Below are 25,662 nucleotides of genomic sequence, written 5' to 3' on the forward strand. Positions count from 1 at the left end.
TGCTTGTCCCATGTCCTGATTGTTTTATTTGAGCTACAACCTGCCATCAGCCGAGTTGCTCGACTGGCTGGCTGGCCATCAGGATCGCGGAATGCGCCTGAGCCACGGCGCTGGATTTGCCTTTGTCGGCGAGAGCGGACAGAACCGCATGGTCATCGAAACGGAAACGGCACAACACCTGATTGGACGCCGCCAGCTTGACGGTCTGCGCCAACGACAGACTGGCGAGCACATCGGCTAACTGGTCCGAAATCCCCATGCGGAACATGCCCATCGGCTTGTCTTCGCGCAAAAGGCGCTGCGCGAGCAGGAGATAAGACAGGTTTACTTCTCTGATCTCATTGAGCATTTCGCTTGTCGCGCTCATGATTCCCCCGGGGTGTATCTGGCTGGTCAGGCCGTTGCGGAAACGTTTGCTCGAACGCGCGCACTTAAACCGCACGAATCGGCTCGTTTCTGGTCTTGCGAGCATTGTGTCGAAAGGGGGAGCGGACGAAAATCGGACAGACACCCTGTCTGTTTGACGGATTAATCCGTGATTGATGTAGGAATTTTTCCTACAAGAGGCCGGTCCGACAGGAAAAGGAGATGACGAAGAAGCGCGTACCTGGCAAATTTTGATGCGCTTTGGATGCTTTTTCGCCCGGTGTGAACCGAATGGTGAGTCAGCAAGGATGCATGGCTCGCACCGTGCAACGGTGAGAAAGAATTATAAGACGTTTTCACTTCTGTGCAACGCGCCTCGTGCAGGCGCCGCTTTCCAGCCCGCCGGACCCACTTCCGCCGCTCCCTGAAGCGTTTGTGAAGCGTTTGCTTACCCGGCCCGTCTCGCTTCCCGGCTATCGGGACAGCCATCCCGCCGACCTGTAACGCATCATGTTTCGCGCTGTAACAACCGCGGTAACAACATTAAGCGTTTGAAAAATAACTCGAATTGACGCGGTCAATCCCGATAATGTGCCTCAGGGATTACCCGATGCAGGTTCGGAGTCCCCCGGGCGGCGGCTTACCGCGCCCAACCGTCCGCCAGGCATTCGCTCCTCGCTCCATTCGAGCGCCGTCGTGCGAAGCCGTTCTGAATAGGAGAAAACGCATGCGAATCGCACAAATTGCGCCGTTGTACGAAGCCGTCCCGCCGAAACTTTACGGCGGCACCGAACGTGTCGTGTCTTACCTGACCGAAGCGCTGGTCGACCTCGGCCACGACGTGACGCTGTTCGCGAGCGGCGATTCGGTCACGTCCGCCAACCTCGACGCCTGCTGGCCGCGAGCGCTGCGCCTCGACCCCACGATTCGCGACGCGCTGGCGCCGCATGTCCTGATGATGGAAAAAGTGCGCAAGGTCGCGCATGAGTTCGACGTGCTGCATTTCCATCTCGACTACATGCCGTTCCCGCTGTTCACGACGATGGACACGCCGTTCGTGACCACGCTGCACGGCCGCCTGGACCTGCCGGAGCTTCAGCCGGTGTTCGACGCCTTCTCCCACGTGCCGGTGGTGTCGATTTCCGACTCGCAGCGCGTGCCGCTGCCGCAGGCGAACTGGCTGAACACGATCTATCACGGCCTGCCGGACCCGTTGCTCACGCCGCAAACGCACAAGAAGCCGGAATATCTGGCGTTCCTCGGCCGGATCTGTCCTGAGAAACGCGTCGATACAGCTATCAGGATCGCTGCGCAAAGCGGTCTGCCGCTGAAGATCGCCGCCAAGGTGGACAAGGTCGACCAGGAATACTTCAAGACGGAAATCGAGCCGCTGCTGTCGCAGGCGCACGTGGAATTCGTCGGCGAAATCAACGAGGCGCAGAAACCCGAGTTTCTTTCGGGCGCCAAGGCGCTGTTGTTCCCGATCGACTGGTCGGAGCCGTTCGGCCTCGTGATGATCGAATCGATGGCCTGCGGCACGCCGGTGATCGCGTTCAACCGCGGCTCGGTGCCGGAAGTGATCGACCACGGCGTGACCGGCTATATCGTCGAAGACGTGCAAGGCGCGGTAGCCGCGCTCCAACGTCTGGACGAGCTGTCGCGCACCGAGATCCGGGCGCAGTTCGAGCGCCGCTTCAGCTCGAAAACGATGGCGCAGAATTATGTCGACGGCTATTCGGCACTGATCGAAGCCACTCGCCGGCCGGTGCTGCGCCAGGTCGCAGTGGGCTGATTGACGCGCGATAGACGCGCTAAGCGGCTGAGACTCTTTTTGCGCTCCGCCGCTTAGGCCCGCTTCCATCGCGTTCCGATTGCAAGACTCCCATGTCTTTGATGAGTAAGATTGCCATGTGAATCGTTTGCGCGAGCGGATACGTCAGAGTTAACCCGCTTCTTCTACGGAAAAAGCCGCCCTCGAAGGCGGCTTTTTTAATGGCTGCGTGGATGCGCTTCCACACAGGAATTACCGCGAAGCCAATAAACGGCCAAGTGAAGCGCCAATCGACCTTCAACTGGCTTTCGAGACCACCCGTTCCTCGTTCAAGCCGCGCCGATCAAAAAGCGTTCGCGATTCTTGCCGGCGATCCACTTCGGCGGCTTGCCGCGTCCGCTCCACGTATTGCCCGACTTCGGGTCCTGATACTTGGCCGGCAACGGCGCCTTCTTGGGCGGGCGTCCGCGTTTGGCGGCGACCGCGAAGCCGAGGTCTTGCGCCGTTAGACCATATTCGGCGATCTTTTGGCGGATGTCGGCGACCACGTTGTCGATTTCAGTACGCCGGGCTTCTTCTGCTTGTGCCTGCAATTTGGCGATCTGCGCCTTGAGGTCTGCATATTGAGACATTTCGGTTCTCCCTTTTTCTAGAACTCATTCGCTCGCAGACTAACTGCAATTATAAAAATTCGCAATGGCCAATAATACCGATTTAGGCAGATATCCTCTGATAATTATTAAGCGTCGATGAATTGTTAAATGACGTCTTTATCTTGAAATAAAAGGTAAAGCTGACACACATTGACAATCCCTGACATTCGATTTGCCAGCCTTTGTCTAGAATTGCGCGCTCGAAGGTATGCATCTGTGCGTAGTCATGCATGCTGCCCAGAGCGTCAATCTTATTAGGATTACCAATCATGAAGCTGTCAAAGCGCCTCGCTGCCGAGCTGTTCGGCACCTTCTGGCTCGTGCTCGGGGGTTGCGGCAGCGCCGTCCTCGCCGCCAATTTCGCCGGCCCGGTCCACGGACTCGGCATCGGCTTCGTGGGCGTCTCGCTCGCATTTGGCCTGACCGTCCTGACGATGGCTTACGCGATCGGCCACATCTCCGGCTGCCACCTGAATCCGGCGGTGAGCGTCGGCCTGACCGTTGCCGGCCGCTTTCCGGCGCGCGATCTGATGCCTTACATCGTCGCGCAGGTAATCGGCGCGGTGCTGGGAGCGCTGGTGCTCTCCTTGATCGCATCCGGCAAGCCGGGCTTCGACCTCGTCGCGAGCGGTTTCGCCAGCAACGGCTATGGCGAACGCTCGCCGGGTCATTACTCGCTCGCCGCCGCGTTCATTTGCGAAGCGGTGATGACCGGCTTCTTCCTGTTCGTCATCCTCGGTGCAACCGATAAGCGCGCGCCGGCCGGTTTCGCGCCGATCGCCATCGGCCTTTGCCTCACGCTGATTCACCTGATCTCGATTCCGGTCACGAACACGTCGGTCAACCCGGCGCGCTCGACCGGCCCGGCTCTGCTCGTCGGCGGCGCGGCGCTGGATCAGTTGTGGATGTTCTGGGTCGCGCCGATCATTGGCGCAGTGATCGCAGGCGTACTGTATCCGCTGCTCGCCGAAAGCCCTCGCGCCGATTCGAAGGAATTGGCTCTCGATTGACAGGCGCGTGCGCTGATCATTGCAATGACGCGGGCGCTACGGCGCCCGTTCTGTTCTGGTGCGAATGAAGCGAGCCGCTCAGTGGCCGCGAACCGCCGCTGCTAGAATCGTGCGACTTTCCCCCAGGCTCGCACAGGTGCTACCGATGAACCGTTTCCGCGGATTCCTGCATGGCGTCGTACTTTCCGTCGGCGGCATGTGTATCAGCGCATTGGCGCCGCCCGCCGCGCACGCAGCCGACGGCAATAGGGAAACACTCGTGTTCGTACGCCACGGCGAGAAACCCGCGCAGGGCTTCGGCCAACTCGATTGCCAGGGGCTCAATCGTGCGCTTGCGCTGCCGGCGGTGATCGCGGCCAAGTTCGGCAAGCCCGACGCGATCTACGCCCCCGATCCCAGCCAGCAAAAGGACGACGGCGGTCATCCTTATTATTATGTTCGCCCCCTGGCGACCATCGAGCCGACCGCCATCCAGTTCCAGATGCCGGTGCAAACGCCGTACGGCTTCGCTCAGATCGACCAGCTCGGCGCGGCGCTCGTCAATCCCGCCAATCGCGACAAGCTGATTGTCGTGGCGTGGGAACACAAGCTGATCGTGAAGTTGCTGCGCCAGATGCTGAGCGCGCACGGCGGGAATGCCGCCGACGTCCCCGATTGGCAAAGCAACGACTTCGACAGTATTTATGTCGTCCGCCTCGACTGGCAAAACGGCACGCCGCGCGCCAGCTTCAAACATGACCGCGAGGGACTGGACGGCCGCGCCGCCGATTGTCCTTGTGCGGCGCTGCCGGGCGCGCCGTCGGCTGCCGCCGCGGGCACGTCCGCCGGCCCGTCCGCCGGCCCGTCCGCCGGCCCGTCCGCCGGCACGGCAGATTAATCGGGCAATACAGATGTAAGGCGCGATTACGAGCGCCGGAGGCTGGTTTGCGCCACGCCTCGCGGCGGGTCGGGACCGCGACTATTACCGCGGCGACTATCGACATGACCGTGGCGGCGACCGCAACGACCGCCGCTGGGGGGCTACGGGAGCCACGACGACCATGGCGACCATGGCGATCGTCGCGGCGGATGGCACGGCTAATCCGGCTAGCCGCAATGCACGGCGCTGGGTAGCGCGCAGGTCGCGCTGATGTAGCGATTGACTAGCCTCGGGCAGCCCGCAACACGGTCTTCAACCAAAGGCTCAACCGAACTGGCCCGCGTCCGCGAACTCGGATTCGGGCCGGTCCCGTTTCAGGACATCAGTTCGTCGTCGAGCGAGAAGAGTTTGCGCAGATGACGCGCGACGCCTGCTTCGAAGTTATTGCCGATTCGCGGCACGTTCGGCAAGCGCGTGATGAGGTCGGGATTGGCGTTGTTCATCATGAACGGATGGCCGGCTGTTTCCAGCAGGTCGATATCGTTCATGTTGTCGCCAAACGCCACGCAGCGCGACGCGCTGACGCCCAGGCGTTCGAGCACGACCTGCAAGGCGCGTCCTTTCGAGACGTTCGACGTCATCACTTCCAGGCAATCCGGCAGCGAATAGGTGACATAGAGTGCGTCGCCGAATTCGCGCGCCAGGTTTGCCGCGACCTGCGCGAGATCGGCGGGCTCACCGATATACAGGGCTTTGGCAATGTCCGTGCCGTCGTGCCCGGGCAGATCGGTCACCTCGTAGGTGAAGCCGGAATCCTGATGAAACTTCAGCAGGTCCGGCGCATCGCGGTCGATCAGCCACGCCTGGTCGGCGAACAGGTTGACGATCACGCGGCCATGCTCGCCGGCGATGTCCGGCTGCACCAGACGCTGCACGATGGCCGGAGGCAGATCGTCCGCATGGATCACCGTGTTGTCCGGCGCGTGGATACGTGCGCCGTTCGACGTAATCAGATAGGGGCTGATGCCCAGCAAGTCGCGAATGCCCGCCACGTCGCGGTAATGGCGGCCAGTGGCGATCACGAAGTGCAACCCATCGCGTTCCAGTTTGCGCACGGTGGCGATCGTGAACGGGTCCACCTGGTGATCGGCGTTGAGCAGCGTGCCGTCGAGGTCCGTGGCGATGACTTTATACATGGTGTGAACAGCCGGGCAGCGTCAAAGAACGCATTTTACCGTTGCCCGCCGCATCCGCTGGGCGCATGCCGGCCGGCCCGCTATTCCGTGCCGGCGATGCGCGCGGCTTCGCGTTGCGCCAGCTGCAATCCGCCGTGCGCCGAATCGGCCAGCGGCTCACGCAAGCGGGCCTGATAGACCTGCGGCACATACTCGCGCAACGCCGCGCCGAGGCCGCCGCACAGCGCGACCGGCAGGCTCGCCGAGGGATCGAGCGCCGCAATCATCTTGCCCACTTCCACGCCGGCCTCACCGAGCAAACGCGCCGCAAACGGATGCGCGCGATGCGCGATGACAATCGGCGCGAGCCGCGCATAGGCGGTCTGGTTCGCCTCGCAAAGCCACACGACGAGAGCGTCGCGGTCGTGCGCGCCGGTGTGTGTTAGAAGCGCCTGCGCCAGATCGTCGTAGGGCGCCCGTCCATCGAGCGCCTGCTGCGCGTACACAATGACCCGCAGGCCGAGCCAGGCGCCGCTCGCCTCGTCGCCCGACGGATAACCGTAGCCGCTGGCGATGCGGCATACGCCGTCGCCGTCGAGCGCGGCGGCCACGCTGCCGGTGCCGAGCGCGACGATCACGCCGTGCGCACCACCGTGCGCGCCGAGCAGCGTAGTGTAGGCATCGCTTTCAACGGCGAGTCCGGCCACCCCAGGCGCCAACGCGCGAAATGCCGCCAACCAGTCGCGATTATTCACGCCTGCGAGCCCGCAACCGAGCACACAACGCGACCAGTCCAGCGTCAGCCCAGCGCGTGCAAACGCTTCGCCGCAGCCCGCCTGAATGGCCTGCCATGCGCGTTCGACGCCAAGGCCCAAGCCTGACGGCCCACTCCCCGCTTGTGCCAGTTCGCGGCCTTGCGCGTCGCCGAGCACGACGCGCGTGCCGCTGCCGCCGCCGTCAATGCCGAGCAGAAAGAAATCTGTAGTCATTGAATCAAGTGAGTTCAGGTGGGGAATAACGCATAGCGTGGCAGGTCGGTTTCAATTCGGCAATCGGCCGAATGGCCAGCTTGCGGCGCGCACGCGTTCCGCTATGCTGGCAGGCGACATGACAACGCAGGAGCGCGACCGTGACACCGCGATGCAACTGGGTATCGAGCGAAGCGCTCGCACACTACCACGACACCGAATGGGGCGTGCCCTCGCGCGACGACCAGCATCTGTTCGAGATGCTGGTGCTGGAAGGCGCCCAGGCCGGCCTGTCGTGGTCGACGATTCTCAACAAGCGGGCCGGCTACCGCCGCGCATTCGCCGACTTCGACATCGACAAAGTAGCGCGCTTCACGCCCACGCATGTCGATGCGCTTGTGCTGGACGAAAGTATCGTGCGTCACCGCGGCAAGATCGAAGCTGCGATCAATAACGCACGCGCCGTGCAGCGGATTCAGGCCGAGTACGGCTCGCTTGCCAACTTCGTGTGGTCGTTCGTCGATCAGACGCCAATCCAGAACGATTGGGCGTCGTACAAGCAGGCGCCGGCATCGACGGAGGTCTCGGACGCGCTCAGCAAGGCGCTGAAGCGCTACGGCTGCAAATTCGTCGGCACGACGATCTGCTACGCGTTCATGCAGGCGGTCGGCATGGTCAACGATCACGAAACGAGTTGCATGTGCCGCGCGCGATGCGCGGTGCTCGGCAAGAAGGGACGCAATCGCAAAGCCGGCTGAGGCGGCAACGCACCGAGCAAACCCGTCACACCATAACGGGCCGTGCGCCCCGCCGCGCATCCAATCCGCGCCCCAAAAGCCAAACGGCGATGTGGCTTCTTTCGAAGCTCACACCGCCGTTTGGCCGTGCGGAAAAGCGTGCTTAGTGCAGCTTTTTCGGCAGCATCTGGCTGCGCAGGCGCTTGTGCAGGCGCTTCACAGCAGCAGCCTTCTTGCGCTTACGTGCCGTGGTCGGCTTTTCGTACGATTGGCGCTCACGCAGTTCAGCGATCAGGCCGTTCTTTTCGATTGCGCGACGAAAGCGGCGAATCGCCACTTCGAACGGCTCGTTTTCCTTCAGAAGAATCGTCGTCATGTAATTCCTAACTCAATCACTTGATACGGGTTAATTGCGTGGCGGGAAACCGCTCACGCGCCGGCCCTCCGGTCGTTTCGATTCATGGCCAGTAACAGGCAAACGCGGGAAGAACCCGGCCAAACCACGAATGAAACGAGAGGCAAAGCGGCCACGGAGGCCGGAAAAGAGAGGTGGAGAGTTCACCGCGGAACGCGGACAGACGTAATGCAAATGCCGCGTCTGCTGCCGTTTCGCCAACCTTTCATCAATAAAAAACATTGACGAAACAGGCAAAGATCTCAATTCACTCCCGATGATATCAGGAAACTCTCCATCCTACCAGGGGTTTAGCGATTGCGCCAGGTCGGTTGCAGGATCAGGCGCTCGCCTCATTCAGTTCGCGGATATCGGCGCCGGTCAGCATCAGATGGACTGCCGCGGCGAGGCTGTCGAGCTGCTCGACCGAGGTGGCGCTGGCAATTGGGGCTGTAACGCTCGGCCGCGCGATCAGCCAGGCCAATGCGACCGTGGCCGGCGTGCTGCCGTGCCGCTCGGCGACCCGGTCGAGCGCGCCCAGAATCCGCAAGCCGCGTTCGTTCAGGTACTTCTCGACCCGGCTGCCGCGCGCCTTGCCAGCCAGATCCGCCGGCGAGCGGTACTTGCCCGACAGAAAGCCGCTCGCAAGACTGTAGTACACCACCACACCGAGCCGATTGGCGAGCGCTACCGGCTCGATTTCGCTTTCATATTCCGCGCGGTCGTACAGGTTGTATTCCGGCTGCAGCAGTTGATATTCGGGCAGGCCGTGCTGGCGGGACACGGCGAGCGCTTCCTCCACCCGTGCGCCGCTGTAGTTCGACGCACCGATCACCCGCACCTTGCCCGCCTCGATCAGCTTTTGATAAGCGCCGAGCGTCTCGGTCAGCGGCGTTTCAGTGTCGTCGTCGTGGGAGAAATAGACGTCGAGGTAATCGGTTTGCAGGCGCCGCAGCGAATCTTCGACAGCCGCCTGGATGTTGGCGGCCGACAAGCCCTTGCGCTGCGGATGTTTGGAGACCTTGGTGGCGAGCACGATCTTGTCGCGCTTGCCGCTTCGCCGAAACCATTTGCCGATGATGGTTTCCGACTCGCCGCCCTGGTTGCCCGGCACCCATGCGGAATAGACATCGGCGGTATCGATAAAGTCGAGACCGGCATCGACAAAGGCATCCAGAATCGAAAACGAGGTGGCTTCATCGGCGGTCCAGCCGAATACATTGCCGCCGAACATAAGCGGCGCGACCTCCAATTCGGAACGTCCAATCCTGCGCTTTTGCATGATTTCTCCTGGGTTTGTCGCGAGAGAAAAAGAGAATACGCCGTCTTTTCAATACCTGCAGCACATCTGCCGGACAAGGCTGCACACGGCTTCCAGAGGCGCTTTGCCCCAGCCGGCCTGGAAAACAATTGGGTTGCGATTGAACAAAGTCCCTCAAGTTTTTTTAAGCCGGGCCGTCAACCTTCACTGAGGCGGCCAGCAATGAACGAGTGCTTTCCGCCGATGCCAATGTGGCGTATGGGCTCAAGGCTTATTTAGGAGATTTTCCATGCTCGGAATCAATAGCAACATCAACTCGCTGGTTGCACAGCAAAATCTTAGTGGCTCGCAAAGCGCCCTTTCGCAAGCCATCACCCGCCTGTCGTCGGGCAAGCGCATCAACAGCGCGGCTGACGATGCAGCAGGTCTGGCCATCGCGACCGGCATGCAAACGCAGATCAACGGCCTGAACCAGGGCGTGTCGAACGCGAACGACGGCGTTTCGATGGTGCAAACGGCATCGAGCGGTCTTGCACAGATCACGTCGAGCCTGCAACGTATCCGCCAACTGGCTGTGCAGGCATCGAGCGGCTCGCTGACATCGAGCAACCAGGCTGCTCTGCAACAGGAAGTTTCGCAGCAAATCGCTGAAGTGAACCGTATCGCATCGCAGACGACGTACAACGGCAAGAACATCCTCGACGGCTCGGCCGGCGTGGTGAACTTCCAGGTCGGCGCGAACGTCGGCCAGTCGATGAGCCTGAATCTGTCGACAAGCCTGTCGGCAGCATCGCTTGGCGGCGGCTTCGCGCAATCGGGCAACGTGCTCGGCACGTTCACCGGCCTGAGCCTGACCTCGAGCGGTGCGGCAACTGCAGCCGGCGCCACGCCGGCGATCACGCAGATCAACGTCCTGGCCAACGGCACGGGCGGCTTCACGTACACCGATCAGAACAATCAGGTCATCTCGACGACTGCTGCAGCCGCGCTGTTCTCGACCGCCGCAGGCGCTGGTGGCGCATTGACGCTGTCCGCAGTCGCAGCCAGCGCGCTCGACCCGGCAACGCAAATCGCGGCAATTTCGACCGCCAACACCAATGCACCGGCGGCTTCGGGCGTCGTCCTCGGCACAATTCAGGGCATCAACGTCGCCGCCACGAACGGCGCCAGCGTCGCCCCGGGCACCGCCGGTTCGATCACGTCGATCACCGTCAAGTCGAACGGCAGCGGCGGTTACACGTTCTCCGACCAGAACGGCAACGCATTGGCCGCTGCAGCTCAAGCGGCGCTGTTCACGACCGGTGCAGGCGCGGGTACGAACGGCCAGACGCTCACGTGGGCGGCAGCGCCGACCAGCCAGTTCGCCAACGTCGACAACAACAACCAGCTCTCCACGGTTGCTAACGTCAATGTCAGCTCGGTCACCAGCGCGAACCAGGCGATCGAATCGATCGACAACGCGCTGAGCACTGTGAACAACATCCAGGCTCAACTGGGTGCTGTGCAGAACCGCTTCACGGCAATCGCCACGGGCCAGCAAGCTCAGTCGACCGACCTGTCGCAAGCACAATCGCAAATCCAGGACGCCAACTTCGCGCAAGAAACGGCTAACCTGAGCAAGGCGCAAGTGCTGCAACAAGCTGGCATTTCGGTTCTGGCGCAGGCAAACTCGCTGCCGCAGCAAGTCCTGAAGCTCCTGCAATAAGGGCTTCACGCTGTAATCGCGTACGCACTGCGCGCCATGCGCGGCGCGTACGCGGAAGTTTCGATTCAACGGGAGGCTTGCCTCCCGCAGTGCATTTGAAAACGACGCAAGCCCAACAGATTCACCGACGCACGGAGCAACCGCATGTCAACGATCTCGACCGCCACCTCGTCTACCGCGAGTACGACCGCGAGCGCTAACACCGCGCTTCAGCAAGCCGCACAGTCCATCATCAGCGGCTCGACCGGTAATTCGACGATGGATGTGTCGTCGCTCGTGACGGCGCTCGTCAATGCGAAGACGGCCGGCCAGTCTGCGGCCCTCACCACGCAGAAAGCCTCGGACAACACGCAACTGTCGGCAATCGGCACGCTGAAAGCGGCGCTGACCGCGTTGCAAGCCGGTCTGACGTCGTTGTCGGACGGCACGACGCTCTCCAAGTTCAGTGCGACGGCAAGCGGCACCGGAATCACCGCAACGGCCGGCACGGGCGCGGTGGCGGGCAGCTATTCGGTCAACGTGACACAAATCGCGACGGCGCAATCGCTGACGTCCGGCGCGTTTAGCGCAACGCAGACGCTCGGCACCGGCACGCTGACGGTGTCGGTCGGCGGCAAGTCGATGAGCGTCGCTGTCAACTCGACCAACAACACGCTGAGCGGCATCGCCGCAGCGATCAATTCCGCGAGCGGCAACCCGGGCGTGACTGCCACGATCGTCACCGGCACCGGCGGCGCGCACCTTGTATTGAACTCGGCGACGACGGGCGCCGCGAACACAATCAGCGTGGCGGTCAGCAACCTGAGCAACGACAACGGACTGTCCAGCCTCGGCGTGACGTCGACCGCCGGCACGGGCAGCGCCGCCTCGACCATCACGTCCTCCGGCAGCATCGCCTGGACGCAAAGCACGGCCGCCCAGGATGCGGCGTTCACGATCGGCAGCGTCGCCGCGACCAGCGCGAGCAATACGGTCACGAGCGCGATCGCCGGCGTGACGCTCAACCTGTCGTCCGCGGCAGTCGGCGCCTCGCAGACGGTGACCGTGGCGCAGGACACCAGCTCGCAAGCGACCGCGATCACGAACTTCGTCAGCCTCTACAACACGCTCGTGACGACGATGGGCACGCTGACTTCGTTTGACAGCACGCAGTCGTCGAGCGCGCAAGGGCCGCTGCTGGGCGACCCAACGTTGAACACGATCAGAAACACCCTCAGCACGATCGTCAGCGGCGGCGTCGGCACCGGAACGTCGAGCACCAACCTCGCCTCGATCGGCATCACGCTGCAAGCGGACGGCACGCTGCAAACGGACTCGACCACGCTGAACAGCGCCCTGCAGAACAATGCCTCGACGGTCGCCTCACTGTTCAATTCCACGAATGGCATCGCGGCGCAGCTGAACAACAGCATCACGTCGTTCGTCCAGACGGGCGGTGTCATCGATACGCGCACGACTGCGCTCAACGACGACCTGAAGAGCATCGCCACCCAGCAGACCACGCTGACCAACTACACCACGCAGTTGACGAACCAGTATCAGGCTCAGTTCACCGCCTTGAACACGCTGATGGCGACGATGAACAACAACTCCCAGTATCTGACGCAGTTGTTCGGCGGCACGAACAGCCAGGGCTCGCTGTCCGCCAACAAGGCCTGATCGACGAGGAATGACCAGACGTGAACCAGACCACACTGATTGAACGCCTGCTGTCGCTCACGCACGCCATCGAAGACGCGGCGGCGCTGGCCGACTGGCCCGAGGCCGCGCGCCTGACCGAGGAGCGCTCGCCGCTGCTCGCATTGTTGAGCGCGGATCAGGATCCGGCCGCGCTCGAAATGATCCGCCTGATTCAGGCGATCGACGCTGCCGTTCTCGCCGATGCGCAAACAACCCAGGTCGAACTGCAAGCCGAGTACCGCGCGGCGATGACACGCGCGGACGCGGCCGGGCAGTATCAGCAGGTCGCGCAATTCTGAATCCGGCAGGGGCCTGCACGATGCCCCTGTCAGAACGAATAACCAGAACAACGCGCTGAAGTCAGGGCGCACTCGTTCACCTCAGGCCCGCCTCGCGCGGGCTTTTTTTTTGGTGCACCGAACCGGCCCCCGCTACGGCCGATACACCTTCCGCGGCCTGCCGCAAAGACTGGCTGGCGTGCTCGCCCGCGCTAAGCCGCGGCGCCCTGCGGCGCGCCGATCTTGCAAACTGGCATGGCTTTACGGCTTATCTCGCCGGTTCAGGCGCGCTTGACGCCCCGCATAATTCGGCTCAGATCGCCAATCCTGATTCGACGCCCATGACGCCTCCGACAGTAATGCCCGTAGACACCGCTTCGCCCGATGAGCTCCAGTTCGAGCACGACCTGCAGACGGTCATGCAGGCCGCGATCGCGGAGCATCAATATGGCGCGCTCGAGAGTGCGGAAACGCTCTATCGAACCATTCTCGAGGCTCGCCCGCACCATGGCGACGCCAACTACAACCTCGGGTTGCTCTGGATGCAACGGGGGCAATTCGAGGCCGCGATACCGCATCTGGAAGCGGCCGTGGGCGTGAATCCGGATCAAGGGCAATACTGGGCAAGCTATATCGACGCGTTGCGGCGAGCAGGACAAACAAGTGCCGCATGGTTGATGCTGGAGATGGCCCAACAGCGCGGATTGAAGGGACCGGCAGTGGATGCGCTGATCTACCTCATGGCGCAGACTGCGGCAGAAGCGCCAGCTTCGCCGGCTTCCGCTTCTGTCACGGCCCACGCGCAAACGAAAAACGCCCATCGCGGGCTCCAGGCTGAAGCGGAATCGGGTTCGTCGAAACGATCGGCAAAACAGAAAGCCGCCATCAGGGCGGGACATGGCGCCCCCAGTCCAAAGCAGATGAAAGAGCTGGTGGACCTGTATAACAGCGGACGAGTTGCTGAGGCGGTCCCCATCGCGCAATCGCTCACGAAACGTTTCCCTGACCATCCGATGGGTTGGCGGTCGTTGGGTATCGCAATGCACTCGCAGGGGCGCTATGACGACGCCGTCGAGCCGCTGCGAAGAGCGGTGGAACTTGGCCCCGACGACATCATCGTCGGAGCAATGCTCGCCGACATCCTGAGAATGAAAGGGTTACTTCAGGAAGCCGAAGCAAAATGCAAGCGAGTGCTCGAAACCAATCCGAACTACGCTGAAGCGCATCGCGTGCTCGGCATGACCCTGCTCGTCAGCGCCCGCCTCGCGGAAGCCGAAGCCAGTTGCCGCCGTGCTGTGGAGCTGATGCCGAACATCGGCGAGATGCACAACACCTTGGGGGTCGTGTATCTCGAACGGGGACGGACGCTGGATGCGGAGGCCTGTTATCGGCGCGCGCTGGAAATCCAGCCGGACAATGCGTTCGCGCATCACAACATGTTGTTTTGCCTCACCCACAACCCCGAGATCGACGGGCAAACGCTGTTTGCACAGCATTGCCGCTTCGGGCAGCAGTGCGAAGCGCCGCTGCGCCCGCGCTGGCCTCGACACAGCAACTCGCGCGATCCGCAACGGCGTTTGCAGGTCGGTTTTGTCTCCGCCGACTTGTTCCATCACGCGGTGGCGACGCTTTTCGAACCCGTGCTGGCCCATCTCGCCCACGATGAAAATCTGTCGCTCCATGTGTATTACAACTTCACGACGGAAGATCTCGTCACGCAACGGCTACGCGGATATGTGCCGCATTGGCATACCGTATGGGGGATGAGCGACGATGCGCTGGCGGAAAAAATTCGTGCGGATGGCATCGATATTCTGATCGACCTGTCGGGACACACCGCACGCAACCGCCTCCTGACGTTTGCCCGCAAGCCCGCACCGGTGCAGGCGAGCTGGATCGGCTACCCGGGTACGACGGGATTGAGCGCTGTCGACTATTACATGACAGACCGGTGCATACTGCCGCCCGAATTCGACAGCCAGTTCGTCGAAAAAATCGTCCGTTTGCCCGCTTCGGCTCCGTTTTTGCCGACCCATGCGGCGCCGCCGGTCAACTCGCTGCCCGCCCTCCATAACGGATATGTGACCTTCGGCAGTTTTAACCGGCTGAACAAGATCGACCCCGGCGTTATCGGGCTGTGGTCAGAGCTGCTGCGAGCCTTGCCTGATGCGCGGATGCTGGTCGGGGCGATGCCCGACGACGACGAAAGCGCCCAAACGGTGATCGACTGGTTTGCCGCGGAGGGCATTGGCCGGGAGCGACTCGACCTCCGTCCGCGAGCCGGCGTCTCCGTGTATATGCAGCAGCATCATCATGTGGACATCTGTCTCGACACCTTCCCTTATGCCGGGGGGACCACCACCCGCCACGCGTTGTGGATGGGTGTACCGACGCTTACGCTGCCCGGCGACAAAATGCCGAGCCGAGCCGGCGCCTCAGCGCTCACCCACGTTGGAATCGACGGGTTCATCGCACAAAGCGAAGCGGATTTCGTCGAGAAAGGTTTGTCCTGGGCTCGCAACCTGCCCGCGCTCGCCGAACTCCGTGCCGGGATGCGCGAGCGCTGCAGGCAATCGCCGATGTTCCGCCCCGAGATCATTGCGGCAGCCGCGAGTCGTGCGCTGCGCATCATGTGGGAGCAGTGGTGCGCCGGGCAACCTGCGGCGTCCTTTGAGGTTGGCCGCGATGCCGTTCAAACCTGCGAAACAGAAGGCGCTCGATGACGCATGCGGCGCGTTCACGGTCACGCACGCTTTCAGTGGAATTGGCACGCATTCGCCCGCTTGTTTGACAGATCAGGGCTCCGTATCCAGTGACACACTTGGTACAAGCGCGTCACCGTCACTGCCGCCGAAAGCGAGCCGGCGCAGCACGTTAATGGCAGTTCATTCGACCTGATCGATTGCAGGCTCTCCCAATGATCGACTCCAAGCCAACCTTCACCCCAGTCACGCAGCCGTTCCTGCCGCCGCTGGACGAATTTCGCCCGTACCTCGAGGAAATCTGGAGACGCAAGTGGGTGACCAACAACGGCATATTCCATCGACAGCTCGAAGAGCAGCTCTGTGATTATCTCGGTGTGGAGCATCTGTCGCTATTCGCGAACGGCACCTTGGCGCTGATCACGGCGCTGCAGGCCATGAAGATCACCGGCGAAGTCATTACGACGCCGTTCAGCTTCGTCGCCACCACACATGCGCTGCACTGGAACGGCATCAAGCCGGTGTTTGCCGACATCGATCGGGTCAGCATGAATCTCGACCCGGAGAAGATCGAAGCGGCGATCACGCCGCAAACCACCGCGATCCTGCCGGTGCACGTCTACGCCAATCCGTGCGACGTCGACCGCATCGAGACGATTGCCGACACCTACGGACTGCGGGTGATCTACGACGCCGCCCACGCGTTCGGCGTGCGCATTCGCGACCGATCGATTCTCGAATACGGCGACATGTCGGTGCTGAGTTTTCACGGCACCAAGGTCTTCAATACCTTCGAAGGTGGCGCGATCATCTGCCGCGACGCCAAGACCAAGCGCCGCATCGACAACCTGAAGAACTTCGGTTTCGTCGATGAAACCACCGTCGTCGCGCCCGGCATCAACGGCAAGATGAACGAAGTGCAGGCGGCATTCGGACTGCTGCAGTTGAAGTACATGGATCACGTGAACACCGAGCGGGCCCGCATCGACGAGCGCTACCGCAAGGCCTTCCGCAACGTGCGCGGCCTCGCATTGCACGAGGTGCCGGAGCACTGCACGCGCAACTACGCGTACTTTCCGCTTCTCGTCACGCCGGAGTTTCCGGTGAGCCGCGACGATCTGTATGCGGAACTACGCGCGCAACAGATCGCGGCGCGCCGCTATTTCTATCCGCTGATCAGTGAATTTCCGATGTATCGCGGCTTGCCGTCTTCCGGCGAACACAATCTGCCGGTCGCAAGCGCGCTGTCACGACAAGTACTGTGTCTGCCGATTTTCCCTGACCTCGAAGAAAGCGCCCAGCAGCAGATCATCGAGATCGTCCTGTCGTGCGCCTGGCGCAACCGCTGCGCCAGTTGATCCGACGTGGGCTCAACGATGAACGATCGCATGGAATATCCTAAATCCGATTACAAAGAGTATCCGAAGACGCTGCCCCCGGACGACCTCTGGGGCCAGGTCCGGCGCACGATATACGGCAAACCCGTGCCGGACGAGCAAATCCAGATGATCGTCGACTCGATGCGCGACGGCCTGCTGCTAAGCGGCGGTGACCGGCTGCTGGAACTGGGTTGTGGCAACGGCGCGCTGTCCCGCTATCTGTTCGACGGCTGCGTCGAATTCGTCGGCGTGGATTTTTCCGATTATCTGATCTCGGTGGCGCAGCGCAATTTCGAGGCGCCTGGCCGCCGCTTTGTCGCCGACGACGCGATTCACTTCTTGCGCAGCGAAACCCATGCGGAGCGTTTCAGCAAGGCGCTGTGCTACGCGATGCTGTCCTATCTGAGCGATTCGCAGGCGGGCGCCGTGTTGAGCGAACTCGCCACGCGCTTCACCGGAATCGCAACCCTCTTTCTCGGCAATCTGCCCGACCGTGAGCGCGCGCACCGCTTCTTTCCGGAAGGCAAGGATTTCAGCGCCGAACTCGACGACCCCGCTTCGCAGATCGGCCTGTGGCGCTCGCCGGGACAACTCGAGGCGCTGGCTGCGCAAGCCGGTTGGCGCACCCGCATCGAACGCATGCCCGACAATTTCTATCAGGCGCACTACCGCTACAACGCCGTGCTCGAACGCGCACGTTAATCGATTCGGGAGCGAAGAATTCATGTTTAGCAAAACTCAGCCCACCGATCTCACCGTATTCGGCGGCGCACCGTTGTTCGACACGATACGGTCGATCTCGAATCTGGTTCAGCCGGATGTCGAACAGTTCCTGTCGTATTCCAGGACATTCTTCGACGCGCGCCAGTACACCGATTACGGTCCAGTCGAACAGCAACTCGAAAAACGGCTGGCCGAATTTCACCACGTCGAGCATTGCGTGTCGTTCGCGGGCGGCTTCTGGGGTCTGGTGCTTGCGATGAAATGCCTCGCGCTACCAGGCAAGACCGAAGTCGTGATGCCTTCGCTGACGTACCGGCGGCTGGCCGACATCGTCGCCTGGGCCGGTCTCGTGCCGCATTTCTGCGAAGTCGATCCGCTCACGTTGGCGATCACCGCCGAAACCGCCGCACCGTGCATCAACGAAAACACCGCGCTGATCCTCGGCGTGCATCCGATCGTCAATTGCTGCGACGTGGAAGGGCTCGAAGCGCTGTCTGCGCAGACCGGCATTCCGCTGTTGTTCGACGCAGTCGAATCGGTCTATGAAACGTATCGTGGGCGCAAGGTCGGATCGGCCGGCAAAGCCGAATGTTTCTCGATGCAATCGAGCAAGCTGTTCAATGCATTTGAAGGCGGCTACGTCACCACCCACGACGCCGCGCTTGCCGCTCGCCTGCGTGACATGCGCAACTTCGGTCTGCGCGACGACGGCACGCTGGACCCGATCGGTATCGACGCGAAGCAGAACGAGATGCACGCGGCGATGGCGCTCGCCGCGATCGCCGACGTCGAAGACCAGGTGCTGCGCAATCGCGACCGTTACCGCGCCTACCAGCGTCTGGTCCCGACCGTGCCCGACATGCGCCTCTTGACGTTCGACGAAACTGAACGCTGCGGCTACAAGAATATCGTCGTCGAATTGCTCGACGGCTGGCCGGTGAAGCGTGCGCATGTGCTGTCGATTCTGCATGCCGAGCATATGCTATCGCGCCCGTATTATTCGCCGGCGCTGCACCAGAAACGCGTCGACTATCCGACCGTCGCCGGCGATCTGAGCGCCACCGAGGTGTTGGCCGAACGCTTCCTGATGCTGCCGTGCGGCCACTTCGTCGACGAATCCGACATCGAGACGATCATCGCGCTGCTCGGCTTCATCCACGCGCACGCCGCCGAAATCAACCAACGGTTCTCGTCATGAACACGCGCACACTGAACTCCGCCGACCTCGCGATCTTTGGCGCGCCCCCCCTATCAGCGCGCCGCCTGCCGCTCGGCCAGCACAACTTTCCGAGCTGGGAGCGCTACGAAGCGCGTTTTCGCGATATCTTCGCGCGCCAGTACTACACCAATCATGGCCCGCTCGCGCAGGCGCTCGAAGCGCGTCTCGCGGAAAAGCTGCAAGTCAGGCACGCGATGTGCGTCACGACCGCGAGTATCGCGCTCGCGTTGTCGGCGCAGGCGTTGGGGCTGAAAGGCAAAGTGCTCGTGCCGGGTTTCAGCTTTGTCGGTACCGCTCAATCGCTCGCCTGGGCTGATGCCGAGGTCGAGTTTTGCGACGTGTCCCCCGTAACCGGGCACCTGACGGCCGAAGCCGTTGAGCCACACCTGCGCGATGGCGTAAGCGGCATTCTGGGTGTCAATCTCTGGGGCGGCGCGGCGGATCTCGATGGGCTGTCACGATTGGCGGCGCAACGTCAGGTCGCGCTGTATTTCGACTCCGCCCATGCGTTCGGCTGCGAAGTCAGCAGCGAAGTAAGCCTCGAAGTAAGCCGTGAAGCGGGCCACGAAGCACGCAACCGGCCAATCGGCGGTTTCGGCCGTCTCGAAGTCATTTCGTTTCATAGCGCCAACATTCTCAGCGCGACCGAAGGTGCCGTCATCTGCACCAACGACGACGATCTGGCCGCGCACGTGCGCAACATCCGCAGCAACTACGGGATGGGCCGCCCGGTTCCCGTGGGCAAGACAGGCAATGGCCGGCTGTCGGAGGCGCAGGCAGCCATTGCGCTCATGAATCTGGACGACTTTCCGGCGCTCGTCGAACGCAACCGGCGTCTGTACGACACCTATTCGAACCTGCTGGACGACGTGCCAGGGCTGCGTCTGTGCGCGCCGCAGGGTGTGAGCGTCAGCAATTATCAGAATGTCGTCTGCCAGATCGATGCGCGCGGCTTCGGCCTCTCGCGCGATGCGCTGCTCGCCGTACTCGATGCTGAAAACATCGCGGCCGAAGGCGCCCGCGGATTTGGCTTGCAATGCCGCCGTGCCGACTTGCCGAACACCGCGTACTGGTGCGAATCCATTCTGCAATTGCCCATCGGTGCGCAGGTAGACACCGCGCTCATCGAGCGCATCGCAGCGGTGATCTGCGCTGCACAACGGCACGCCTCGCAAATCGCCGGGAAGCTTGGAGTGTGACGTGAAGCTGGGAATCATGCAGCCGTATTTTTTTCCGTACCTCGGCCACTTTGCGCTGATCGCCCACACGGATGCGTGGGTGGTGTTCGACGTCACGCAATACACGCCGAAGACGTGGATGAACCGCAATCGGATTCTGCACCCCAAAGAGGGTTGGAACTACCTGAGCGTGCCGCTCGCCAACTCCTCCATTTCTATCAAGACGTGCGAAGCCCAGGTATTGAATTGCGCCGACACTCGCCGTAGCGTGCTCGGCAAGCTGAGCCACTACAGGAATAAAGCGCCGTATTACCGTGCTGTTGAAGCCCTGGTGCAAGACGCCATGGCCGACAGTGCCGACGCATCGCTCGTGCAGCTGAACGTGCGCGGCTTGCAAGCCGTATGTCGCTACCTGGGCCTCGCCTTCAACTATCGAATCTGCTCCGAACTCGAACTCGATCTGCCGGACAAACTGCCACCGGGCGGTTGGGCGCCCACCATCTGTTCGCAACTGGGCGCGAGCAGCTATGTGAATCCGGTCGGCGGCCGCGACCTGTTCGACCCGGCGGATTTTGCTGCGCGCAATATCGAACTTGCATTTCTGTCATTCGACGGCTTCAGCTATGACACCGGCCCTTACCGGTTCGAACCCGGCTTGTCGATTCTCGACGTATTGATGTGGAACGCACCGGAGCGGACTGTGCAGGCTTTGCGCTCGGGATCGACGCTACAGTCGCCGGCACAACTGCCGTCGGGTTCGACACTGTAGCGTCAACGGCCGGCGATCGCATCGCGCAACGCGGACACGACGAAGTCGATTTCCTCGTCGCCGTAGCGTTGATCACAGGGCAGCGCGAGACACTCGGTCGACAGACGATATTCGAGGTCATCCGATGTACCGGTGGCGCCGCGCACATGGGGCCAGTACTTCGGCGCGTAGACGCGGCGCACGCTCAGCGGCGCCTGCAAATCGGCCCGGTGGTTCCAGAACGGATAGCACAACGGCGCATGAGGCGACGTGGCGGGCAAGGGAAATGCGTTCTCGCTGGCGAGCCGCTCGTGATACCGCGCGTAATTGCGATTGCGCTGTTCGATTGCCGCCGGATAGTCGATGTGCGCGAGCAGGTGCTGAGTCAGCGCGGACATTCGTTTGGGCCGTTGCTCGCGCAGCGTCGCTCGCGCCGCACGGATTCCCTCGTAGCCCGCTTCAGGACCTTGGTCGATCCGAACCAGCAGCGGCGCGCATCGTTCGATCGACCCGTCGTCCTGTTCAGCCGGCGTTGCGACCGGCAGTTCGGTCATCAGGTAGCCGCCATCAGGTATGCCGAAGAACTTGCGCGGCGAGTAAATGGTCGCGAGGCAATCGGATGGCGGCGCGAACAGCGCCTGCGAATTGTCGATCACGATCTGCCGGCGCGGAAAACGCTCGAGCAACCGGCTCACCTGCGCGTCACACACACCAAAATAATTGACGGCGAGGAGCCAATCGTCGGCGGCGAGCGCGATGTCGTCGTCAACGATTTCCAGATTGTCGTCGAGCCGGTAGCGCTCGATCGGAATGCCCGCCATGGAAGGCGGCTCAAGCATCGTTTCGCAGGTGTACCACGGCATCCAGATGCGTCGTGGCCGGCCTGTTTCCAAAAGCGCCAGAAACGCAGCGCGGCCCGACTGGAAACGCAATGCGCCCGGATAAAGCTCTCCGCCGCCGCGCGGCAGTTCAAGCTCGAGATATCCGCCAATTGCCTCTCGATTCAACATCCCGCCGTCCACTTCGAAATCGTCACCCGGCAAAGTATGCCTGATCTTAAGACCGCCGGTGCGCACGGCGCGGGGCATGCCAATCAGCCGTAACGGCATGAATCGGCGCACTCACCGCCTGAACCGCCCGCCCCCGCCGCCGAAGTGCCGCAGCCCCGGAAACTGCCCGCTCGCCCGGGCGTTCCCCAGCTCATGCCCCTGCCGTTACAGAGATAAATTTGCAACACGATCGAAAGCCACGACTGATCACAAGCTGGCTGTCTTCTTTACAGAAATTCAATTGGCATTTTTCTGCTCACGTTCTGAAGAAATTTATATAGCTCAATAAAAGCATCAGACGATCTGCATGCAATTGCCGCAGGTAGACTTCAAACACGCCGTCGAAAAAAATAAATCAAGGGGCTGCAAACAACGGCTCTACCCGATTAGACTGGCGCTCGTTTTCAGTCCGATCTACCGCTATTGATGAGGCTTTCATGATTCGCACGATGCACCGGTACTGCGTTGCTTTGACCATTGTGGTTCTTTCAGCTTGCACCAGTCTGCCGCGCCAGGACGCGGGCGAATCGTCGGCAAATGCGACGACGGCCGCCGCGCTCGCTTCATGGAACGACACCGCAACCAGGCGCTCGATCGTCGATTTCGTCACGCTGGTAACGACGCCCGAATCGAAAGACTTCATCGCGCGCACCGACCGGATCGCCGTATTCGATAACGACGGCACGTTGTGGCCCGAGCAGCCCGCGTCGATACAAATGGTGTTCGCGCTGCAACGCGTGAAGACCGTCGCCGGGCGGCATCCGGAGTGGAAACGGCAGGAGCCGTTCCGCTCGATTCTGAAAGGCAATCTGAAAAGCATCGCGGCGAGCGGCGACACGGGCTCGATGAAATTGCTGGCAGCCGCGCACGCCGGCATGACCAGCGATCAATTCGCCGCGCTCGTGCACGAATGGTTCGACACCGCGAGCGATCCGCGCTTTAACCGCCCGTACACCGGCCTTGCGTATCAGCCGATGCTCGAGTTGCTCGGCTATCTGCGCGCCAACGGCTTCAAGACCTATCTGGTCACCAGCGACGACGTCGAGTTCGCCCGCGACATGGCGAAGCGTGCGTATGACATTCCGCCCGAGCAGGTGATCGGCAGCACCGTCAAGTACAAGTACAGCCAGACCAACGGCGCGGCGTCGCTGACTCGCCTCGCGCAGGTCGACAACCTGGTCGACGGCGCGGCCAAGCCGCTCGCTATCGACCGCGTGATCGGACGGCGTCCGGTGATCGCGTTCGGCAACGCGGACGGCGACGTGCCGATGCTCGAATGGACCGCGGCGGGCGACGGCCCACGCCTGGCCGCGCTGCTGCATCACACGGACGGGGAACGGGAATATGCGTACGACCGCGCGTCGAAAAGCGGCAAGCTCGACAAGGGTCTGGACGAAGCCAATGCGAAAGGCTGGCTCGTGATCGATATGAAGGACGACTGGCGTGCGGTGTTCAAACCGGATGCTGCAACGGCGGCGGCTGCGCCGGTGAACTAGACGAGTTCACGGTTCACCAGATCAAGCTTCATCGGCGCATCGGCCGAAAGCGATGCCATTTTCGACTTCATGCTTGCCATGAGGCGTGCGGAAATGGCGGCGACTCTTGCACCGGAGGCCTGACGACATCCGTTGTCGTCGCGACGGTCTGCTTCAGGCCGTCCCGCACGATCGCGTGGTCGTCTGCAATCAGAATCCTGAGCATCTTTGTGGTTCGTTGCAAAGCGGGACGTGAATCGAAATCACCGTGCCCGTGTCGGGCGCGCTTTCGATCTGCAGCGTTGCCCCGATCAGCCGGGCGCGCTCCCTCATCCCGAGCAATCCATAGGAGTATCCCTTCGCCGCAGCGGCCGCGTCAAAGCCGCAACCGTCGTCGCTGACGTGGAGGTCAAGCGCCGTGTGGCCGCCCGTCAACGTCACGTCTGCCCGCGACGCCCTGGCGTGACGCGCGACATTCGTCAGCGACGCCTGCACGATACGGAATACGGCCGTCGCGTGCGCATCCGGCAAAACGGGTTCATCACCATTAATCCGCAACTGACAGGGAATGCCGTTGCGTCGACCGAAGTCTTCGACTAGCCACTCGAGCGCCGACACGATCCCGAAGTTCAGCGCTGCGGGCCGCAGATGGTTCGCCACATTGCGCACCATCCAGATCGTCTTTTCAACGAGCTCACGCATGTCGTCGGTCTTTTTCAAAGCGTCCGGATCGCCGGAAAGCCGCATCTTGAGCAACGATACATCCATCTTCAGCGCAGTCAGTAACTGGCCCAGCTCATCATGAATTTCCATGGCGATGCGCTTTCTTTCGTCTTCCCGAATCGCCTCCATGTAGGCGGACACCTCGCGCAACTGTTCGCGCGACTCGAATAGCTCCTGCTCGATGAGCTTGCGTCCTGTGATGTCGTTCAGGCCGACGTAGATTGCCGGTGCATCGTCATACGTGGCGACTCGCGCCATCGCCATGGCCCAGAACGTAGTGCCGTCCGGTCTGCGGAAATGGACCTCAGTGTTGCGAAAACTCCCTTCGTGGCGCAAATGCTCTACCAGCCTGTCGCGCTCCGTGGCATCCACATAGAGGTCAACGATGTTGCTGATTCCGTGGTTACGAGGATCGAGTCCGAACAGCGCGCGCAACGGCTCATTCGCGTAAAAAATTTTGCCGTATGGCATCGAGACAATGCACAGCGGCACCGGGCTCGTCTCGACAATGGCGCGAAAGCGCGCCTCGCTCGACTGCAGTCGCGCTTCGATCCGCCTACGCTCCTCGACCTCGGACCGTAGGCTCGCATTCGCTCGCGCGAGTTCCTCTTCCACCTTCTTACGTTCGGTGACGTCGCGGGCAATGCCGGCGGTGCCCGCCAGTTGTCCATGTCCGTCGGCGAAAGGTGTCTTGATCGTCTCCACCCACCTCCGGCGACCGTCCGCCTCGACATGGTTTTCTTCGATCCGTTTGCGGCACCCCGAGGCCATCACCTCGACATCGGCGGTGCGGTATGCCATTGCGTTTTCAAGCGAGTGCAAGTCGAAGTCGGTCTTGCCGACCATGTCAGCCGGTTCAGCGTAGCCTAAGGCGCGCACCAACGCCCGGTTGACCGCCACATATCGGCCGTGAGTGTCTTTTACCCAGGCGAGGTCCGGAATGTTGTCGAGGATCGCCGCCATCTGCGCGTTCGCACTGCGGAGTTCGGCAGCATGCTGATCGAGTCCCTCGAACATTACGTTGAGGGCATCGACCAACTGATCCAGTTCGTCGGGTTTCCGCCGTGTCCGGCGCAACCGCAATGGCGCCATGGCGATGCCCGGTGTGAGTCCTCGCAGCGTCGCAGCAATATCGACGAGATGGCGCGTCGCGAGCCTGTGAACCATAAACAGGATGAACAGCGCGACCAGAAACGTTTTCGCCGCGTTGCTCACGAGGATCACCAACGCCTGGCGCAGCAGATCGCGATAGATGTCAGTCAAACTCCCCTCAAGATGCAGGATCCCGATCTGGCGCCGGTCGTTGTCACAGCAATAAACGGGAAACTCCCTGACGACCACGTTTTCGACCTGTACAGAACCTCGGGAAACCGTCAGTGGGTGCGCGACCTGCGTTTCGCGGACTTCGGCATAACGGATCAGGGGCAGATGCAGCATTCCGTCGAGCTGATCCTCCAGCCGTTTGCTATCGAGAGCCCACAGCGCGTTGCCCAGACCACGCGCATAGCCTTCCTCAATTTCGTTAAAGCGGTTCTGCAAACCTGAGACCTCCGCCTGGTAACTTAGCAAGAGCTGAACGACGGTCACCACCAGCGTCACCATCGTACTG

Annotated in this window: 22 protein-coding genes and 2 pseudogenes; 14 read left to right on the forward strand and 10 right to left on the reverse strand. The window is 61.8% G+C overall.

Annotated elements, in window-relative coordinates; translation table 11 throughout:
* Positions 1-46: 46 nt before the first annotated feature.
* A complete protein-coding gene (gene flhD, locus AC07WT_RS20500) occupies positions 47-367 on the reverse strand; it encodes a flagellar transcriptional regulator FlhD (RefSeq protein ID WP_492595770.1) in 321 nt (106 codons plus the stop codon).
* 726 nt (positions 368-1,093) lie between these two features.
* Here flhD and AC07WT_RS20505 point away from each other — a divergent pair.
* Complete coding sequence (locus AC07WT_RS20505) at positions 1,094-2,158, forward strand: glycosyltransferase family 4 protein (protein ID WP_494948263.1); 1,065 nt, start codon at positions 1,094-1,096, stop codon at positions 2,156-2,158.
* Positions 2,159-2,466: 308 nt separating this feature from the next.
* Here AC07WT_RS20505 and AC07WT_RS20510 read toward each other — a convergent pair whose 3' ends face one another.
* Positions 2,467-2,769: an H-NS histone family protein gene (locus tag AC07WT_RS20510; RefSeq protein WP_201643481.1), complete on the reverse strand. Its 303-nt coding sequence runs from the start codon at positions 2,767-2,769 to the stop codon at positions 2,467-2,469.
* A 290-nt stretch (positions 2,770-3,059) separates the two neighbouring features.
* Between AC07WT_RS20510 and aqpZ the strand changes: the two genes are divergently transcribed.
* Both aqpZ and AC07WT_RS20520 read left to right on the forward strand, forming a co-directional pair.
* Positions 3,060-3,800 carry an aquaporin Z gene (gene aqpZ, locus AC07WT_RS20515; protein ID WP_494948264.1) on the forward strand — a complete coding sequence of 247 codons (741 nt, stop codon included), beginning with the start codon at positions 3,060-3,062 and terminating at the stop codon, positions 3,798-3,800.
* 145 nt (positions 3,801-3,945) lie between these two features.
* On the forward strand, positions 3,946-4,677 hold the full coding sequence (locus AC07WT_RS20520) for a histidine phosphatase family protein (protein WP_494948265.1): 732 nt from the start codon (positions 3,946-3,948) through the stop codon (positions 4,675-4,677).
* 356 nt (positions 4,678-5,033) lie between these two features.
* Here the strand turns inward: AC07WT_RS20520 and AC07WT_RS20525 are convergent, their stop codons facing one another.
* Positions 5,034-5,855 (reverse strand): Cof-type HAD-IIB family hydrolase, encoded by an 822-nt coding sequence (locus AC07WT_RS20525; protein WP_494948266.1) that lies wholly within the window; start codon positions 5,853-5,855, stop codon positions 5,034-5,036.
* A gap of 80 nt (positions 5,856-5,935) precedes the next feature.
* Complete coding sequence (locus tag AC07WT_RS20530) at positions 5,936-6,823, reverse strand: glucosamine kinase nucleotide-binding domain-containing protein (protein WP_494948267.1); 888 nt, start codon at positions 6,821-6,823, stop codon at positions 5,936-5,938.
* 140 nt (positions 6,824-6,963) lie between these two features.
* On the opposite strand from AC07WT_RS20530, the gene AC07WT_RS20535 reads away from it, so the two are divergent.
* Positions 6,964-7,560: a DNA-3-methyladenine glycosylase I gene (locus AC07WT_RS20535; protein WP_494948268.1), complete on the forward strand. Its 597-nt coding sequence runs from the start codon at positions 6,964-6,966 to the stop codon at positions 7,558-7,560.
* A 142-nt stretch (positions 7,561-7,702) separates the two neighbouring features.
* On the opposite strand, the gene rpsU is transcribed toward AC07WT_RS20535, so the two are convergent.
* Both rpsU and AC07WT_RS20545 read right to left on the reverse strand, forming a co-directional pair.
* Positions 7,703-7,915, reverse strand: a complete 213-nt coding sequence (gene rpsU, locus AC07WT_RS20540) for a 30S ribosomal protein S21 (RefSeq protein WP_006050883.1) — start codon at positions 7,913-7,915, stop codon at positions 7,703-7,705.
* 358 nt (positions 7,916-8,273) lie between these two features.
* A complete protein-coding gene (locus AC07WT_RS20545) occupies positions 8,274-9,215 on the reverse strand; it encodes an aldo/keto reductase (protein WP_494948269.1) in 942 nt (313 codons plus the stop codon).
* 268 nt (positions 9,216-9,483) lie between these two features.
* On the opposite strand from AC07WT_RS20545, the gene AC07WT_RS20550 reads away from it, so the two are divergent.
* From AC07WT_RS20550 to AC07WT_RS20590, 9 genes are all read left to right on the forward strand, one after another.
* Positions 9,484-10,899, forward strand: a complete 1,416-nt coding sequence (locus AC07WT_RS20550) for a flagellin N-terminal helical domain-containing protein (RefSeq protein WP_494948270.1) — start codon at positions 9,484-9,486, stop codon at positions 10,897-10,899.
* Between the two features lie 144 nt (positions 10,900-11,043).
* Positions 11,044-12,558 carry a flagellar filament capping protein FliD gene (gene fliD, locus AC07WT_RS20555; RefSeq protein WP_494948271.1) on the forward strand — a complete coding sequence of 505 codons (1,515 nt, stop codon included), beginning with the start codon at positions 11,044-11,046 and terminating at the stop codon, positions 12,556-12,558.
* 20 nt (positions 12,559-12,578) lie between these two features.
* On the forward strand, positions 12,579-12,878 hold the full coding sequence (locus AC07WT_RS20560; protein ID WP_494948272.1) for a flagellar protein FliT: 300 nt from the start codon (positions 12,579-12,581) through the stop codon (positions 12,876-12,878).
* A gap of 320 nt (positions 12,879-13,198) precedes the next feature.
* Positions 13,199-15,580 carry a tetratricopeptide repeat protein gene (locus AC07WT_RS20565; protein ID WP_494948273.1) on the forward strand — a complete coding sequence of 794 codons (2,382 nt, stop codon included), beginning with the start codon at positions 13,199-13,201 and terminating at the stop codon, positions 15,578-15,580.
* 194 nt (positions 15,581-15,774) lie between these two features.
* Positions 15,775-16,917, forward strand: a complete 1,143-nt coding sequence (locus AC07WT_RS20570) for a DegT/DnrJ/EryC1/StrS family aminotransferase (protein ID WP_494948274.1) — start codon at positions 15,775-15,777, stop codon at positions 16,915-16,917.
* A 30-nt stretch (positions 16,918-16,947) separates the two neighbouring features.
* Positions 16,948-17,640 carry a class I SAM-dependent methyltransferase gene (locus AC07WT_RS20575; RefSeq protein WP_494948275.1) on the forward strand — a complete coding sequence of 231 codons (693 nt, stop codon included), beginning with the start codon at positions 16,948-16,950 and terminating at the stop codon, positions 17,638-17,640.
* Between the two features lie 22 nt (positions 17,641-17,662).
* A complete protein-coding gene (locus AC07WT_RS20580) occupies positions 17,663-18,859 on the forward strand; it encodes an aminotransferase class I/II-fold pyridoxal phosphate-dependent enzyme (protein WP_494948276.1) in 1,197 nt (398 codons plus the stop codon).
* Entirely contained in the window at positions 18,856-20,079 is a 1,224-nt protein-coding gene (locus AC07WT_RS20585) for a DegT/DnrJ/EryC1/StrS family aminotransferase (RefSeq protein ID WP_494948277.1), read from the forward strand. Before AC07WT_RS20580 ends, AC07WT_RS20585 begins: the two co-directional genes overlap by 4 nt.
* Before the next feature lies 1 nt (position 20,080).
* The gene (locus tag AC07WT_RS20590; RefSeq protein ID WP_494948278.1) at positions 20,081-20,827 is read left to right on the forward strand and encodes a WbqC family protein; all 747 of its coding nucleotides are present in this window, start codon (positions 20,081-20,083) and stop codon (positions 20,825-20,827) included.
* A 2-nt stretch (positions 20,828-20,829) separates the two neighbouring features.
* On the opposite strand, the gene AC07WT_RS20595 is transcribed toward AC07WT_RS20590, so the two are convergent.
* Positions 20,830-21,894, reverse strand: a complete 1,065-nt coding sequence (locus tag AC07WT_RS20595; protein ID WP_494948279.1) for a hypothetical protein — start codon at positions 21,892-21,894, stop codon at positions 20,830-20,832.
* A 398-nt stretch (positions 21,895-22,292) separates the two neighbouring features.
* Between AC07WT_RS20595 and AC07WT_RS20600 the strand changes: the two genes are divergently transcribed.
* A complete protein-coding gene (locus AC07WT_RS20600) occupies positions 22,293-23,351 on the forward strand; it encodes an HAD family hydrolase (protein ID WP_494948280.1) in 1,059 nt (352 codons plus the stop codon).
* Positions 23,352-23,472: 121 nt separating this feature from the next.
* Here the strand turns inward: AC07WT_RS20600 and AC07WT_RS20605 are convergent.
* The 3 genes and pseudogenes from AC07WT_RS20605 to AC07WT_RS20615 form a co-directional block, all read right to left on the reverse strand.
* Positions 23,473-23,556 (reverse strand): annotated as a pseudogene (locus AC07WT_RS20605) (DNA-binding response regulator); the annotation flags it as partial.
* Positions 23,541-25,220, reverse strand: coding sequence for a PAS domain-containing sensor histidine kinase (locus tag AC07WT_RS20610; protein ID WP_494948453.1), 1,680 nt, complete (start codon positions 25,218-25,220; stop codon positions 23,541-23,543). The gene AC07WT_RS20610 and the pseudogene AC07WT_RS20605, both read right to left, overlap by 16 nt.
* Positions 25,221-25,304: 84 nt before the next feature.
* Positions 25,305-25,655, reverse strand: a pseudogene (locus tag AC07WT_RS20615) (hybrid sensor histidine kinase/response regulator); the annotation flags it as partial.
* Positions 25,656-25,662: the final 7 nt, after the last annotated feature.

The sequence above is a fragment of the Paraburkholderia sp. GW821-FHT02A12 genome, from assembly GCF_059422005.1.